The sequence below is a fragment of the Arthrobacter sp. K41 genome, assembly GCF_059089645.1.
Map to the genome: position 1 here is coordinate 188,535 of NZ_JBNHEW010000003.1, position 14,992 is coordinate 203,526.

The 14,992-nt window shown below is 65.6% G+C and carries 14 protein-coding genes; 4 read left to right on the forward strand and 10 right to left on the reverse strand.

Annotated elements, in window-relative coordinates:
- Positions 1 to 128: 128 nt before the first annotated feature.
- Entirely contained in the window at positions 129 to 1,613 is a 1,485-nt protein-coding gene (locus AC5RTE_RS08530) for a CitMHS family transporter (protein WP_494040957.1), read from the reverse strand.
- Between the two features lie 180 nt (positions 1,614 to 1,793).
- On the opposite strand from AC5RTE_RS08530, the gene AC5RTE_RS08535 reads away from it, so the two are divergent.
- Both AC5RTE_RS08535 and AC5RTE_RS08540 read left to right on the forward strand, forming a co-directional pair.
- Complete coding sequence (locus AC5RTE_RS08535; RefSeq protein ID WP_494040958.1) at positions 1,794 to 3,539, forward strand: sensor histidine kinase; 1,746 nt, start codon at positions 1,794 to 1,796, stop codon at positions 3,537 to 3,539.
- The gene (locus AC5RTE_RS08540; RefSeq protein ID WP_494040959.1) at positions 3,532 to 4,197 is read left to right on the forward strand and encodes a response regulator; all 666 of its coding nucleotides are present in this window, start codon (positions 3,532 to 3,534) and stop codon (positions 4,195 to 4,197) included. The genes AC5RTE_RS08535 and AC5RTE_RS08540 overlap by 8 nt, the downstream gene beginning before the upstream one ends.
- A 13-nt stretch (positions 4,198 to 4,210) precedes the next feature.
- Here the strand turns inward: AC5RTE_RS08540 and AC5RTE_RS08545 are convergent, their stop codons facing one another.
- The 9 genes from AC5RTE_RS08545 to AC5RTE_RS08585 form a co-directional block, all read right to left on the reverse strand.
- Positions 4,211 to 4,594 (reverse strand): RidA family protein, encoded by a 384-nt coding sequence (locus AC5RTE_RS08545; protein ID WP_494040960.1) that lies wholly within the window; start codon positions 4,592 to 4,594, stop codon positions 4,211 to 4,213.
- Positions 4,595 to 4,640: 46 nt separating this feature from the next.
- A complete protein-coding gene (locus AC5RTE_RS08550; RefSeq protein ID WP_494040961.1) occupies positions 4,641 to 5,144 on the reverse strand; it encodes a GNAT family N-acetyltransferase in 504 nt (167 codons plus the stop codon).
- A 110-nt stretch (positions 5,145 to 5,254) separates the two neighbouring features.
- Positions 5,255 to 6,088 carry an inositol monophosphatase family protein gene (locus AC5RTE_RS08555; RefSeq protein ID WP_494040962.1) on the reverse strand — a complete coding sequence of 278 codons (834 nt, stop codon included), beginning with the start codon at positions 6,086 to 6,088 and terminating at the stop codon, positions 5,255 to 5,257.
- On the reverse strand, positions 6,085 to 8,322 hold the full coding sequence (gene ligA, locus AC5RTE_RS08560) for an NAD-dependent DNA ligase LigA (RefSeq protein WP_494040963.1): 2,238 nt from the start codon (positions 8,320 to 8,322) through the stop codon (positions 6,085 to 6,087). Before ligA ends, AC5RTE_RS08555 begins: the two co-directional genes overlap by 4 nt.
- Before the next feature lie 100 nt (positions 8,323 to 8,422).
- Complete coding sequence (locus AC5RTE_RS08565; RefSeq protein ID WP_494040964.1) at positions 8,423 to 9,199, reverse strand: PP2C family protein-serine/threonine phosphatase; 777 nt, start codon at positions 9,197 to 9,199, stop codon at positions 8,423 to 8,425.
- Between the two features lie 84 nt (positions 9,200 to 9,283).
- The gene (locus AC5RTE_RS08570; protein WP_494040965.1) at positions 9,284 to 10,411 is read right to left on the reverse strand and encodes an adenylate/guanylate cyclase domain-containing protein; all 1,128 of its coding nucleotides are present in this window, start codon (positions 10,409 to 10,411) and stop codon (positions 9,284 to 9,286) included.
- Positions 10,401 to 11,000, reverse strand: coding sequence for a PH domain-containing protein (locus AC5RTE_RS08575; RefSeq protein ID WP_494040966.1), 600 nt, complete (start codon positions 10,998 to 11,000; stop codon positions 10,401 to 10,403). Before AC5RTE_RS08575 ends, AC5RTE_RS08570 begins: the two co-directional genes overlap by 11 nt.
- The gene (locus tag AC5RTE_RS08580; RefSeq protein WP_494040967.1) at positions 10,993 to 11,901 is read right to left on the reverse strand and encodes a biotin--[acetyl-CoA-carboxylase] ligase; all 909 of its coding nucleotides are present in this window, start codon (positions 11,899 to 11,901) and stop codon (positions 10,993 to 10,995) included. The genes AC5RTE_RS08575 and AC5RTE_RS08580 overlap by 8 nt, the downstream gene beginning before the upstream one ends.
- 35 nt (positions 11,902 to 11,936) lie before the next feature.
- Entirely contained in the window at positions 11,937 to 12,824 is an 888-nt protein-coding gene (locus AC5RTE_RS08585; protein WP_494040968.1) for an SDR family oxidoreductase, read from the reverse strand.
- Positions 12,825 to 13,046: 222 nt separating this feature from the next.
- Between AC5RTE_RS08585 and AC5RTE_RS08590 the strand changes: the two genes are divergently transcribed.
- Positions 13,047 to 14,630, forward strand: a complete 1,584-nt coding sequence (locus AC5RTE_RS08590; protein WP_494040969.1) for an acyl-CoA carboxylase subunit beta — start codon at positions 13,047 to 13,049, stop codon at positions 14,628 to 14,630.
- Positions 14,627 to 14,902, forward strand: a complete 276-nt coding sequence (locus AC5RTE_RS08595; RefSeq protein WP_494040970.1) for an acyl-CoA carboxylase subunit epsilon — start codon at positions 14,627 to 14,629, stop codon at positions 14,900 to 14,902. The genes AC5RTE_RS08590 and AC5RTE_RS08595 overlap by 4 nt, the downstream gene beginning before the upstream one ends.
- Positions 14,903 to 14,992 lie beyond the last annotated feature (90 nt).

Consider the following 14,992-nt stretch of genomic DNA (forward strand, 5'->3'; position numbering starts at 1 on the left):
AATTGATTTTCCGGTCCATTCTAGTGGGGAAACGATGATGCCCGTCTGACATCCCCCAGCGGGCGTCAGACGGGCACCTTCAGGCCGGGGCTTCCAGCCCGCTTGGGCAGGACCGCGGCAGCTACAGACTAACCGATTCCAATGGCTCCGGTCAGCACGCCGATTCCGAGCATGACCAGGGAGACTACAGCGCTGCGCCACAGGACTTTCTTGTGGTGGTCACCGAGGTCCACCTTGGCCAGCGAGACCAGGAGCAGGATGGCGGGCACCAGCGGGCTCTGCATGTGGAACGGCTGGCCGGTGATGGAGGCGCGGGCCATTTCAGCGGCGCTGATTCCGTAGTGGCCTGCCGTCTCGCTCAGGACAGGCAGGACGCCGAAGTAGAAGGCGTCATTGCTCATGAAGAACGTCATGGGGATGCTGAGGACGCCGGTGATGATCGCCATGAACGGGCCCATGCTGGACGGGATGATCTGTACCAGCCACGCAGACATTGCTTCCACCATGCCGGTGCCGGTGAGGACGCCGGTCAGGACAGCGGCGGCCATGACCATGCTGACCACGGCAACCACCGACGGCGCGTGGGCAACGATTTGTGCCGCCTGGTCTTTGACGTGGGGGAAGTTCACCAGCAGGGCGATGGCGGAACCCACCATAAAGACGTACGGCAGGGGCACGAGGTCGGCAATGAGCATGCCCATGACGGCAACGGTCAGACCCAGGTTGAACCACTGCAGCCTGGGACGCAGGGTGCTGCGGTTGGGATCCAGCGCGGTGTCAGCCATGGCCGTATCGCTGTCATCGACGAGGGTTTCAGGGCGTTCCAGGACTGCAACAGATGAACCGCCGACGGCGGGGGCTGCTCCGCCGGGGTTGTTCCCCGCGCGGCCCGAACCACTGCGGCCGGTTCCGGAGCCGCCGGCGGAGGTGCCGCCGTCGAACCCTTCTGCGGTGAAGGGCTCTGCGGTGGACGGCGCTCCCCAGATCTCCGGCTGGGTGGCGCGGAGGCGGTTGCGCTCCTGCAGGCCGAGCAGCCAGGCGAAGGCCAGGACGACGGCGATGCCGGCGAGGAGGGACGGAAGCATGGGCACAAAGACGTCGTTGACATCGATGTTGAGGGCACTGGCGGCGCGGGCGGTGGGACCGCCCCACGGAACGATGTTCATGGTGCCGTTGGCGAGGCCGGCCACGCAGGTGAGGACCACGGGGCTCATCTTCAGGCGGAGGTAGATCGGCAGCATGGCGGCGGTGGTGAGGATGAAGGTGGTGGAGCCGTCACCGTCCAGGGACACAGCCGCGGCCAGGATGGCGGTTCCCAGCACCACCTTGGCGGGGTCGTTGCCCAGCTTGCGGAGGATGAACCGGACCAGCGGGTCAAAAAGCCCCACGTCGATCATCAGTCCGAAGTAGATGATCGCGAACATCAGCAGGGCTGCTGTGGAGGTCATGGCCTTCATGGAGTCCATCACCATGTCGCCGATGCCAAGGCCGGCACCGGCAAAAAGACCAAAAACTGTGGGGACGATGATCAACGCCAGCACTGGCGTCAACTTCTTCGTCATGATCAGCACCATGAATACCGCGATCATTGCGAATCCAAGTATTACCAGCACGGCCGGCTCCTTCTTTGTGAACAGCGGCACAGCGGTGTGACGCGTGCTACAGACTGTAGGGTGGCCGCCGTCACGGCCGTGCCTTTGGTTCAATTGATTGGCATACTGCTTGTTGCGAGCATTTTGCTCATTTTGCTCATCGCCCCGATGAGTGCCCGCCCATCCGGATCAAGGAGGACCGTGCCGCGTTCCAGCTCCCGTGCGCCGCTGCGGTTCTCCACCCAGACGCTTCTGCTGCAACTGGCAGTGGTACTTCTGGTGGTTCTGCTCAGCGCCGCCGTGCACGCCTGGCTGACGTACGACAGGGTGGGCCGCGAGGCGGAGAACCAGGCGCTCACCCTCGCCCGGACCGTAGCCTCCGACCCCTCCGTGCGGGCGGATGTCCTGGCCATCAGCCAGCAGGCCGGTACTCCCCCGCCCGCCGAACTCGCCGCCGGGCCGCTGATGGCATCCGCGGAGGCTGTACGGGCCCGGACCGGCGCCCTGTTTGTGGTCATCACCGACGAAACAGGACTTCGGCTGGCCCATCCCGATCCACAGCGTCTCGGGGAAAGGGTGAGCACTGATCCGTCAGAGGCCTTGTCCGGCCAGGAGGTCACCACCCGGAACACCGGAACACTCGGCCCGTCCGCCGGCGCCAAGGTCCCCGTCTACGCCCCGGGCAGCACCACCGTGGTGGGCGAGGTCAGCGTGGGCTATTCCATGGAGACCGTAGGCCAGAGCGTGGCACGCGACACCGGTCCCGTTGCCCTGACGGCCGCGTGCGCACTGCTCGCCGGCGTCCTGGGGTCCTTCCTGCTGCGCCGCCGCCTCCAGCGCCTCACGCTGGGCCTGGAGCCGGAGGAGATCAGTACCCTGGTCCACGACCAGGTGGCGGTCCTGCAGGGCGTGGACGACGGCGTTGTCGGCGTTTCGGCCGACGGACGGATCACTGTCTTTAACGCCGCAGCACAGCGGCTGCTGGGGTTGGCCGACCTGGCCGGAACCCGCTGGGAGGATGCACCCGTACCGGATCAGCTGAAGTCCCTGACCCGCCCCGGCTCAGCTCCCGCCGTTGAGCTGGTGGCCGGGGGCCGGGTCCTGGTTGCCAATGCGCGCAAGGCACTTCACCGGCGTGAGGACCTGGGCTGGGTGGTAATGCTTCGTGACCGCACGGAACTGCAGCAGCTCACCCGCCAGCTGGACGCCGTGGGGACCATGTCTACCGCCCTGCGGGCACAACGGCATGAGTTCGCCAACCAGCTGCACACCATCGCCGGCTTCATGAGTATCGGGCAGCACCACCAGGCCCGCGAGTACCTTGCCCGGCTGGCCGCGACGGGACCGCTGAAGTTCCCCGTGGACCAGGCCGAGCTGCTTCAGGACCCTTATCTCCAGGCGTTTGTGGGAGCCAAGGGCGTGGAGGCCGACGAGCGGGGCGTCGCCCTCCGCATCGGGCCGGAGACCCTGGTCCGCGGGCAGGTGACCGATGCCCAGGACGTCACCACCGTGCTGGGAAACCTGATCGACAATGCAGTGAACGCCGCGGTGGCCGGTTCGGCTCCTGACCGCTGGGTTGAAGTGGAAGTGATGGATGAGCCGGACAACGACGGCGGCACGCTCCATGTGGTGGTGGCTGATTCAGGTGACGGGCTGGCCGAGGGAGCGGACGCCGAGGCTGTTTTCGCCGAAGGTTTCACCACCGCGTCCGGTCCTGTCCGCGCCGGTGGCGGCCAGGGCTTTGGGCTTGCGCTTGCTCGCCAGCTGGCCAGGCGCCGCGGCGGTGACGTGACGTTGCTGGACCCCGGAACACGCGGCGGCCCGGGTGCCGTCTTTATGGCCACGCTTCCCGGCACCACCGCGGGCACCAGGAACTCCGGGAGTTCGGGAGCAGGGCTGAAGGACGCAGGGCTAAGGGATACAGGTGGAGAGGAAAAGGATGCCTGAGGACTTTCGGGTGCTGATCGTCGACGACGACTTCCACGTAGCGAAGCTGCACGCCGCCTATGTGGATTCGGTGGCGGGCTTTTTGGCTCTGGCGCCGGTGGGGTCGGCATCGCTCGCGCTGCAGGCCATCCACAGCCTTCGGCCGGATCTGGTGTTGCTGGACGTTTACCTGCCGGACGCCTCCGGGCTTGACCTGCTGCAGCAACTGGATGTGGACACCGTGATCCTCAGCGCCGCCTCCGACGCCGCGTCCATCCGTGTTGCTTTCCGCCGCGGCGCCCTGGGCTACCTGCTGAAGCCGTTTACCGCCGAGTCGCTTTCGCAGCAGCTCCGGTCCTACGCCCGGTACCGGCGCCTGTTGTCCCAGCCTGGCGCGCTGGACCAGGACAGCGTGGAGCGCGCCAAGCGGGCGCTGATCCCCGGCGATGTCACGCCGTCGTCGAAGCCCCGCTCGGCCACGGAGGCAGCAGTGCTGGAGTCACTGGTTCCCGGCGAACAGTATTCCGCCGCCGAGGTGGCGGGCCGGGTGGGTGTTTCGCGCGCCACCGCGCAGCGGTACCTTTCCTCGCTGGCCGACGACGGCGCCGTGGACATCCAGCTGCGCTACGGAACCACCGGCAGGCCGGAGCACCGCTACGGCCTGCCGGCGGGCCGGTAATCCGGTCGGGCCGCTAGCTGGCGCTTTTCCGGGCCACGAGCTCGATTTCGACCAGCATCTCCGGATCCAGGAAGGGCAGGACGTGCACCAGTGACAGGGTGGGCCGGATCTCGCCGAACACCTCGCCGTGGGCGCGGCCGGCTTCTTCCCATTTGCTGATGTCCGTCAGGTACAGCTTGGACTGGACCACGTCCTCAAAGCTGAAGCCGGCGTCCGCGAGGACTTTGCCGAGCTTTTGAAGGATGAACTGCGTCTGGGTGTAAAAGTCGTTACCGACCATGCCGTCCTCGCCGCTCGCGGCGGTGGCGGAAATGTAGAGGGTGTTGTCCACCTGGACGGCCCGGGAGTAGCCGAGGGTCTGTTCCCAGACGGAGCCGGTGCCGAAGGTTTTGCGCATGGTGGGCCTTTCAATGCTGGATTGGGTCGGCACCACTTTAGGGCGGCTACAGGTCCAGCCGGTAAACCAGCAGTTTTATGTCCGTTCCGGGCACCAGCCAGTCCCTCTCCGGAACCCTGGCGAAGCCGGTCTTGTTGTACAGCCCGCGCGCGCTAACCCAGGTGCTTCCGGTAGTCAGCGACACTGCGCTGACTCCGTCCAGGGCCTTGGCGTGCTGAAGGATGGCCGCCATCATCGCTTTGCCGGCGCCGCTGCGCTGCATGGCCGGGTCCACCACCAGCATGCGGAACTCCAGCTCATCGTTGAGGGCGATGTCTGCGTAGGGCTCCCCTGCCCGGGCCAGCGTCACCGACCCGATCACCTGTCCTGCCCGCTCGGCTACCCAGACGGTGGCCTCTCCCGCCCGCAGTGCCACGTCCTGGATCTTGCGCATATAGGGATGGTCGGCGTCGTCAAAGTACCCGGCAGCAAGGTAGGAGTCCCTGGTGATGCGGGCAACGTCGTCGAAATCGGATTCGACGACTGGACGGACTGTTATCTGGGAATGCACCCGTCAATGGTAGTGCTACCAGCCGGTAGCAGCGCGCAAAACCGGGGTTTCCGTGACTGAACTATCAGTCCTCCTTGGGCAGTTGGCCGGCACGAGGCCAGGAGCCCGGGTTAGAGCGGGAACTTGCCGGACAGTTCCAGGGACGCTGCGCAGGTCCAGGCATCCAGCCGTTCCTGGTCCGTCGGGCCGCCGTCGAGCGGGCTGGTGAGCCGGGGCCGGCGGACCCAGCAGCCGGCTTCCTCCGCAATCAAAGCCCCGGCCGAGAAGTCGTGCTCGTTCAGCCCGCGCTCGCCGAAGGCGTCATGGGTGCCGTCCGCCACCAGGCACAGGTCCAGCGCAGCGGAGCCGAGCCGGCGGACATCCGCGAAGTCCTTGAGCAGTTCGGCGAACTGGGCGGCCTGCTCCGAGCGGACCCGGGGATCGTAGTTGAATCCGGTGGCAAGGATCTGCCCCTTGCGTCCCGGCACTGGCCCTTCAAGCCGGGTCAGGGTTCCGTTCTCCTCCAGCCACGCGCCCTGGCCGCGGGCGGCGTAGTAGACGCGGCCCAGTGCAGGGGCGTTGACGACGCCGGCCAGCCACGCGCCGCCGGCATCTGCCACTGCCACGGAGGTGCCGTAGTAGACGATGTTGCGGATGAAGTTGGTGGTGCCGTCCAGCGGGTCGATGGACCACCGGTAGCCGGTGGGCTGTTCCGGCCTGGTGGTTCCGTGTTCCTCCCCGGTGATGGTGTCACCGGGCCGCGCTGCTGCGATGACGTCGCGGACCGCGTGCTCCGCGGCGACGTCGAACGCCGTGACCCAATCGCCGGCGTCGCCCTTGTTGCTGGCCTGAAGTCCCTCGGCACTCCGGCCGGAGAGCACCTTCGCCCCGGCCGCAGCTGCTTCCCTGGCCACCTCCAGCAATTCCTCAACAGACACTTCGCTGGTCCTGTCGTCGCTGCTCACGCCGATACCTCCGCCGGCGCCGGGGGGCCCTCGGCCAGAAGTCTGCGGAAACCGTCCTCATCCAGCACGGGAATTCCCAGCTGCTCGGCCTTGTCCAGCTTGGTTCCGGCGTTCTCGCCTGCCACCACGAAGCTGGTGTTTTTCGAGACTGAGCCGGAAGCCTTGCCGCCCCGCAGGAGGATGGCCTCCTTGGCCTCGTCGCGGCTGAAGTTCGGCAGCGAACCCGTGACCACCACGGTGAGCCCCTCAAGGGTCCGCGGCATGGACTCGTCCCGCTCGTCCTCCATCCTGACTCCCGCAGCAGCCCACCTGTCCACGATCTCCACGTGCCAGTCTTCGGCGAACCATTCCTTCAATGCAGCGGCGATGGTGGGTCCCACCCCGTCCACGTGGGCCAGTTCATCCTCCGAGGCCTTCCGGATGGCATCCATGGTGCCGAAGGCCGTGGCCAGGGCGCGGGAAGCCCGTGGTCCGACGTGCCGGATGGACAGTGCCACCAGCACCCGCCACAGCGGCTGGGTTTTGGCCTTCTCCAGTTCGCGGAACAGTTTTTCAGTGGTGGCGGTGGGTTTCGAGGGCGACTTCGCGGTGCCCTTGCTGTAGAAGTACGGCACCAGTTCGAATTCCCCGGTAGCCACACCCTTCGTGCGTTTTTCACGACGGATCTTGACCTCTGACAGCAGTTCCGGCGTGAGATCGAACAGGGCAGCCTCGGTGGTGAGCGGCGGCACGTCGGGTTCCGCTGGCTGGGTGAGGGCAATGGCTGCTTCCCACCCGAGCGCTTCGATGTCGAACGCGCCGCGGCCTGCCAGGTGGAACACCCGTTCGCGCAGCTGGGACGGGCAGGATTTCGCGTTGGGGCAACGGATGTCCACATCGCCCTCCTTGGCCGGGGCAAGGGGCGTGCCGCAGGAGGGGCACTCGGCGGGCATCACAAAGTCCCGGACCGGCGGATCCTGCTGGTCCCGCAGTGCCAGGACCGGGCCAACGATTTCGGGGATGACGTCGCCGGCCTTGCGCAGCACCACAATGTCGCCGATTTTCACGCCCTTGGCCTTGACGACTTCCTGGTTGTGCAGGGTGGCCATTTCCACCGTGGATCCAGCCACCTTCACCGGCTCCATCATCCCGAAAGGTGTGACCCGTCCGGTGCGGCCCACATTGACCTGGATGTCCAGGAGCTTGGTGTGGACTTCCTCGGGCGGATACTTGTAGGCCACTGCCCAGCGCGGTACACGGGTGGTGTAGCCGAGTGCCCGCTGGGTGGCGAAGTCATCGACCTTGACCACAATGCCGTCGATTTCATGGAGCAGCTTGTGCCGCTGGTCCCCGTACCGCTTGATGAAGTCCAGGACCTCATCCATGCTCCCCAGCACCTCGGAGTAGGGGCTGACGGGCAATCCCCAGTCCTTCAGCAGGTCGTAGGACTCGGACTGGCTGCGCGCCTGGAGCCCTTCGCGGGCGCCGATGCCGTGGACGAACATCTTGAGGGGGCGTTTGGCTGTTTCCGCCGGGTCCTTCTGTCGCAGGGAACCGGCGGCAGCGTTGCGGGGGTTGGCCAGGGGCGCCTTTCCGGCTTCGATGAGTGCTTCATTGAATTCGGCGAAAGCCTTGGAAGGGATGAACACTTCACCGCGGATTTCCACTTCTTCCGGAAACCCTTCGCCGCTGAGCTCCTGCGGGATCTCCTTGATGGTGAGGACATTGTGGGTGATGTCCTCACCGGTGGTGCCGTCGCCGCGGGTGGCTGCGCGCACGAGTTTCCCGTCGCGGTACAGCAGGTTGACCGCCAGACCGTCGATTTTGAGTTCGGTCAGCCACGCAGGCTGCTGGGTTCCGTCGCCGAGCTTTGCAATGCCCGCTGATGCTTTTGTCAGCCAGGCCTCGAGTTCCTCAAGGGAGAAGACATCCTCGAGGCTGTACATCCGCTGCAGGTGCTCCACGGCGGCGAACGCCGCCGAAACTTCGCCGCCGACTTCCTGGGTTGGCGAATCGTTGGACACAAGCTCCGGATGGAGCGCCTCGATCTCCTCCAGCCGCCGGAAAAGTTCGTCGAATTCCGCGTCGGAGACCAGGGGTGTGTCTTCCTGGTAGTACGCAAACCTGTACTTCCGGACCAGGTCAACAAGGTTTTCGTATTCCTCGCGGACCGGGTCGGAAGGGGTGGTTTCCGGCTCGGCGGGTGCGGTGGTCCGGGTGGCGGTCTGTTCTGCGGGGCCTGGTCCTGTGCTCACAGACCTATCTTGCCTTACCGCTGGAGCCGGGCGCTGGCACATGTGCGGCCGGGGCAGGGGCTCCGTCAACGACCAGCCCCGGGAGCAGCCTATGGCGCCGTCATTGTTTGCTTTCCACGGCGTCCACAACGATGACCGTGATGTTGTCCCGTCCACCGCTGCGCAGCGCGGCCTTGATCAGCTCATCCGCTGCCCGCTGGGGATGCTGCACCTTGCTGACGATCTGGTAGATGTCTTCGTCGGCGAGCTCCCCGGTAAGCCCATCGGAACAGACCAAAACGCGGTCACCGTCCCTGACCTGCAGCAACCAGTAATCCGCTTCGGTTTCGTCGCCGGTTCCGAGGGCGCGTGTGACCACGTGCCGCCGCGGATGGGTCCTTGCCTGCACAGGCGTGATTTCTCCGGCGTCCACAAGCTCCTGGACCTCAGAGTGGTCCACGCTGATCTGTTCGAACTTTCCCTGGCTGAGGCGGTAGGTGCGGGAATCCCCGATGTTCACCACCAGCCAGTACGGCATGCCCAGGTGCTCGACCACAACCGCCCCCGCCAGCGTGGTACCGGCACGTGCACCGGTGGCCTCACGGATGGAGTAGTCGGCCTGGACTAAATACTGCTGGAGGATCGCAGCTGTCACGCTGCGTTCACCCGTTACAAGCTGGGGTATCGCGGCAAGGGCACGGACGCACATGCCGCTGGCAACCTCGCCGGCCTCATGCCCACCCATACCGTCAGCCACAGCGAAAACCGGATCGGCCGCGATGTAGGAATCCTCGTTCAGCTCCCTGTGGAGTCCCCGGTCTGTCCCGCGGCCCACGACAAGGCCAAGCTTTGGCCTCGGTGCGACGCTGGAGGGAACGCTTGCGGGCTGCTGTTTCATGCTCTCCTAAAATTAGTGGCTCGGATGACGGGAACCATGAATTCCGGGCAGCAATCCCCTGCCCCCATGCCGACGGTAAAGATGCTAGTCCAGGACCAGCCCCTTGCCGAGGCCCCGGGTCAGGCGCACCGGCCGGATTTCGCCAAAGCCGCGCACGTTCTCCGGAGGCTGGGGCAGCATCACGAACCGTTCATCGTGCTCCAGCGCAGATGCCGTCATGGAGTCAATCAGCACGGTTCCCGGGTCGGCCAGGGTGGTCAGCCGGGCCGCGAGGTTCACGGTGGGACCGTAGATATCACCGAGCCGGGACAGGATCCTGCCCCAGACCATCGCCACCCTCGCTTCAGGCAGGATCTCGTCTTCGGTGAAGGCCTGGGCCAGCGCCAGGGAGATTTCCGCACCGGCCGCGGGAGTTTCCGCGATGTAAAGCACTTCGTCCCCCACGGTTTTGACCAGGCGGCCGCCGCCAACGGAGATGATTTCGGCGCACTTGTTTTCGAACCGCTGGACCAGCCGCGCCAGCGTTTTTTCGTTCATACGCCTGGACAGGCTGGTGTAGGAGACAAGGTCGGCGAAGCCGACGGCGCGCGCCAGGGGCAGCGGGGCGTCGTCCTCGTCGCCTTCCCTGCCTTCTTCACTGGCCTGCAGTCCTGCTTCGGCACGGACCGCGAGCCGCTGGACACCTGCGTTGAGCTGGCGGCGCCAGGAGTAGACCAGTACTTCCTCCAGCGCATCCACAAGTGCGGGAAGTTCGTTCACCAGGCGTTTGCGGGCAACGGCATCGGTGACGCCCTGTTCGTGGACCATGTCCTCCACGAGGGCTTCGATCTGCCAGACCACCATGCGGTCAGTCATCTGGCCGATGGAGCGGGTGACGGAGATGGCGGCTTCCTCCGTCAGCTTTCCGGACCTCACGAGGTCCACCACGGTGGAGAGGGCTGCCTGGTCGCGCTCGGTGAAGGCCACGTCCTCGTCACCAAAGTTCGGGAACCCGAGGGCACGCCAAAGTTTGCGCGCGGAGAGCAGGGAGAGGCCTGCGCCGGCGGCCACTTCACGACGGCGGAGCTTGCGTTCCCCACCCAACAGCCGGGACTCCAGGGCCTTCATTGCCAGCCTTTCGGCGGACATGGTGCCGGTGGCGGGATGGGCGTCGGCGGCCGGAGCGGGCGGCACGGTGGACTCGATACTTTCCTGCTGGTGCTCATCGTTCATTTGGTCCACCTTCTCTCATTTCCCACGGCAAAGCCCCGGCGGGGTAGTCCGCTGTCCGGTCCGGTTGGGCATCGTACCCGTCCGGCAGGTCCCCTATGGCGTCGAGGATGAAGTCCCGGAACGTGGCGACTTCGGGCACGTCGGGGAACGTGACCACTCCCTGATATCCGGTTTCCAAGGATATATTCCCGGAGCGGAAGAGACGTTGCAGGACCGACTCATGGACAGTCAGGTTACGGATGGAAGCGAGGTTGACCTGCTGGTCCTGCCGCCGCCATCTTCCGGACCTGGCCACCAGCCTCCGGCTGGTCAGCGTATAGCGGGTACCGTGCCAGCGCAGCAGCCGGGGCAGGCAGTAACCCAGCCACACCGACGCAGCTGCGAGGACACACCCGGTCACTAGCCAGGGAGTCCAGCGTCCGGAGAGAGCCGGCACAGCCCGCCCCGCTTCTCCGCGGATTATCCAGGCGGAGCAATAGGCAGCAACGGCCGGGGCAAAAATGAAGGCAACCATCGCACCGGCAAGCTTCCTCGGCTGCGGACGGGTGGTGACAATCACCTGCTCCCCCGGAACAAGGTCCTTACGCATAACCGCCTTGGCCGGAGGCATCCGGAGCGGTCCACGGACGCAGGTGCACCACGTCTCCGGCGGTAACCACGTGCTCCCGGGAGTCGCGGTCCACCACCAGCAACGACCCGTAGTCATCAAGGCGGGACGCGTGGCCGATGATCTCGTGGTCCCCCGGAAGCTGTGCCCGCACCTGCTTGCCCAGGGTGACCATGACCGCCTCAACCCGCTTGTGCAGCGACGCCCCGCCTGCCATGCCTGCCGCCGGGTCGCCGTCGGCATTGCAGAAGCTGCGGTACAGCACGGAAAACTTCAAAAGATAGCTCTTGAGGAGCAAGGTGCGGTCCGCCGTCCTGGCGTCCTCGAGCACCACCGAGGTGGCAGTGGGGACAGGCAGCTCCGCGGCCCCAAGGGTAACGTTCAGGCCGGTTCCCACAATGACAGGCGGCACGGAGCCGTCTGACATGGGGCCCAGCTGGGCCAGGATGCCCGCAATTTTCTTTCCACGCACCAGGACGTCGTTGGGCCATTTCAGCTCGGCCGGTATTCCTGCGGTTTCGAGCAGGGTTTCCCTCAGGGCAAGCGCGGCAATCAGGGACAACCAGGAATAGCTTTGCGTGGGCAGCGGGCGGCCTTCAGCGTTGGCCGGACGCAGGACCACCGAGACCGAGATCGAACTCAGCGGCGGAGCTTCCCAGTGCCGGTCCAGCCGCCCGCGCGCGGCTGTCTGGTACTCGGCAGTGAGCACGGACAGATCGGGCCAGGCACGGGGGTCCACCGCGACGGACCGAAGGAGGTCGGCATTGGTGGATCCGGTGGAGTCCACCACTTCCAGCCGCGGGATGCCGGCGGCGGACAGAAAGTTCGAGTCCGCCAGGTCCCCCCGGTTCAAGGGCGTACCGGGGGTATGTGCGTCATCCATAACTAAATCCTACCGACCCGGGCAGGAGGTCCCGCCTACAGGAAGATGTCCGGAACCAGCCGGTCCTCCGGTGCCCCGAGGCTGTACGGACGGAAGTCGGCCACCCCGGCTGCGGTGAGGACTTCCTCATCCGTATGGAAGTTGCCGCTGGACGTACCCCCGGCACGACGGTTGGCTCCGGTGAGGATGGCATGCGCCGCATCGGCCATGATCCGGGGGCCGCGCGCTGCCTGCACCATTTGCTCGCCGTGGGGCATGTTCCGGATGGCTGCGGTGTCGATCAGGGTGCAGGGCCACAGCGAATTGACGCTGATTCCGTCCGCTTTCAGTTCCTCCGCGAGCCCCAGGGTTGTCAGGCTCATTCCGTACTTGGCCATGGTGTAGGCCAAATGCTTGCCGGCCCAGTACGGATCGAGGTTCAGCGGTGGTGAAAGGGTGAGGATGTGCCCGCCGGCGGAGGCGCGCAGCGCCGGTAGCGCCAGCTTGGACAGCAGGAAGGTTCCGCGGACATTGATGTCCTGCATCAGGTCGTACTTTTTCATGTCGACGGCGTCCGTGCCTGACAGGTCGATGGCGGAGGCGTTGTTGATGACGACGTCGATGCCTCCGAAGCGCTGCACCGCCGCCGAGACTGCCCGCTGCACGTCCTCGTCGCTGCGGACATCGCCGACCAGCGGAAGTGACTGGCCGCCGGCCGCCTCCAGCTGTTCGGCGGCGGTGTACACCGTGCCTTCCAGTTTCGGATGCGGCTCCCCGGTCTTCGCCATCAGCACCACGTTCGCACCGTCCTCGGCGGCCCGGACGGCTATTGCCAGCCCGATCCCGCGGCTTCCGCCGGACATGAGGACAGTGCGGCCGCGAAGGGAGCCAGTGGGCCGGTACGGGCTGGCAAAGGAGCCCGAAGCATCGTTGCTCGAAGTCATAAAAATCACTGTAACCCAATTATATTACTGACGAGTAACATCTGGTCTCTGGTTGTGGCACGGCAGAAAATTGTAGGTTCCCTACAGCGGTGGGCGCCAGAAGCGTCATTAGACTAGCCAGCAGGGCTGGTTCTTTGTGTGGATGCTACTTAACTCCCGCGGGAGACCTGCCGCCTAGGACAGCGCCACAGGACCAATCTGCTACAGAGCCGGAGATATTTGATGAGCCACGATCTGACAACGACAGCGGGAAAGATCGCCGATTTCCGCGACCGCCAGGCCCGTGCCGAACAGCCCTCCGGCCCCGAAGCGATCGAGAAGCAGCACGCGCGCGGCAAGAACACTGCCCGGGAGCGTATCGCCCTCCTGCTGGACGAAGACTCGTTCGTGGAATTCGACGCCCTGGCTGTCCACCGCTCCACCGCGTTCGGCATGGAGAAAAAGAAGCCGCTGGGCGACGGCCTGGTTTCCGGCTACGGCACCGTGGACGGGCGCCCCGTAGCCGTTTACAGCCAGGACTTTTCCGTGTACGGCGGCTCCCTGAGCCAGGTCAACGGCGAAAAAATTGTCAAGGTGCAGGAATTCGCGTTGCGCAACGGCTGTCCCGTCGTCGGCATCCTCGATGGCGGCGGGGCCCGCATCCAGGAGGGTGTGGCATCCCTGGCCATGTTCGCCGATATCTTCCGCAACAACGTCCACGCCTCAGGGGTGGTGCCGCAGATCTCCCTGATCATGGGTCCTTCCGCCGGCGGCGCCGCCTACTCCCCCGCGCTCACCGATTACGTGGTGATGGTGGACAAGACCTCACACATGTTCATCACCGGCCCGGACGTCATCAAGACCGTCACCGGCGAGGACGTGGACATGGAAACCCTGGGTGGTGCCCGCCAGCACAACGCCACCACCGGAACGTCCACGTATTTGGCTTCCGATGAAGCCGACGCCATCGAGTTTGTCCGCGAACTGCTGGACTTCCTGCCCTCGAACAACCTCTCGGAAGCTCCGGTGCTGGAGCACCAGCAGGAGCCGGAGGTCGACGACGACGACCTCGCTCTGGACACGCTGATCCCGGACTCGGCCAACCAGCCCTACGACATGCGCAGCGTTGTGGAGCAGATTGTGGACGACGGCCACTTCCTCGAAATGCAGGCCCTGTACGCCCCCAACGTAATGATCGGCTATGGCCGGGTGGAGGGCCACACGGTGGGCATCGTGGCCAACCAGCCACTCCAGTTCGCCGGCACACTGGACATTGCCGCCTCCGAAAAGGCAGCGCGCTTTGTCCGCCACTGCGACGCGTTCAACATCCCCATCATCACCCTGGTGGACGTTCCGGGCTTCCTGCCGGGCAAGGACCAGGAGTTCCAGGGCATCATCCGCCGCGGCGCAAAACTCCTCTATGCCTACGCGGAAGCCACCGTTCCCAAACTCACCGTGATCACCCGCAAGGCCTACGGCGGCGCGTACATCGTGATGGGTTCCAAGAAGCTCGGTGCCGACCTGAACCTTGCCTGGCCCACGGCGCAGATCGGTGTGATGGGGGCACAGGGCGCCGTCAACATCCTGTACCGCCGGGACCTCGCAGCGGTGGCCGAGGCAGGTGGAGACGTCGAGGCGCGCCGGGCTGAAGTCATCCGTCAGTACGAGGAAGAGCTGCTGAACCCCTACCAGGCAGCCGAACTGGGTTACGTTGACGCCGTGATCGCGCCGTGCGAAACCAGGACCCAGATCATCAAGGGCCTGCGGGCGCTGCGCGACAAGCGGGCCAGCCTTCCCACCAAGAAGCATGGGAACATCCCGCTGTGAACCCCGCCCAGCCCGTCACGTCGCAAGCCCAGCCCGAAGAGCCGGCGGTTGATCCTGGCGCGGCGCCCGCAGACGGTGCCCCGCTGTTCTCTGTTGTCAAAGGCCAGCCGACGGCTGAGGAACTGGCTGCGCTGACCGCCGTCGTACTCTCCCTGGGAGGCGCAGAACCGGCACTTACGGACAAGCCCCCGGTGCGTCACTGGGTTCGGCGGCAGCAGCTGCGCCTGGCGCCCGCGCCCGGGCCGGGGGCGTGGAAACGCAGCCGGGGTTAATCCTCCCCACCGGCTCCCAAGCCTCGCTGCGCTCGACTTGGCCCCTCGCCGGAATGGGCCCCTATTCCGGCAGCCGTGCGGTTAGTCTCG

Excerpts from the sequence above, each read along its gene's own strand:
- AC5RTE_RS08575 (WP_494040966.1), bottom strand. The coding sequence starts at position 11,000 with ATGCGTAAGGACCTTGTTCCGGGGGAGCAGGTGATTGTCACCACCCGT.
- AC5RTE_RS08580 (WP_494040967.1), bottom strand. The coding sequence starts at position 11,901 with ATGGATGACGCACATACCCCCGGTACGCCCTTGAACCGGGGGGACCTG.
- AC5RTE_RS08585 (WP_494040968.1), bottom strand. The coding sequence starts at position 12,824 with ATGACTTCGAGCAACGATGCTTCGGGCTCCTTTGCCAGCCCGTACCGG.
- AC5RTE_RS08565 (WP_494040964.1), bottom strand. The coding sequence starts at position 9,199 with ATGAAACAGCAGCCCGCAAGCGTTCCCTCCAGCGTCGCACCGAGGCCA.
- AC5RTE_RS08540 (WP_494040959.1), top strand. The coding sequence starts at position 3,532 with ATGCCTGAGGACTTTCGGGTGCTGATCGTCGACGACGACTTCCACGTA.
- AC5RTE_RS08590 (WP_494040969.1), top strand. The coding sequence starts at position 13,047 with ATGAGCCACGATCTGACAACGACAGCGGGAAAGATCGCCGATTTCCGC.
- AC5RTE_RS08570 (WP_494040965.1), bottom strand. The coding sequence starts at position 10,411 with ATGAACGATGAGCACCAGCAGGAAAGTATCGAGTCCACCGTGCCGCCC.
- AC5RTE_RS08545 (WP_494040960.1), bottom strand. The coding sequence starts at position 4,594 with ATGCGCAAAACCTTCGGCACCGGCTCCGTCTGGGAACAGACCCTCGGC.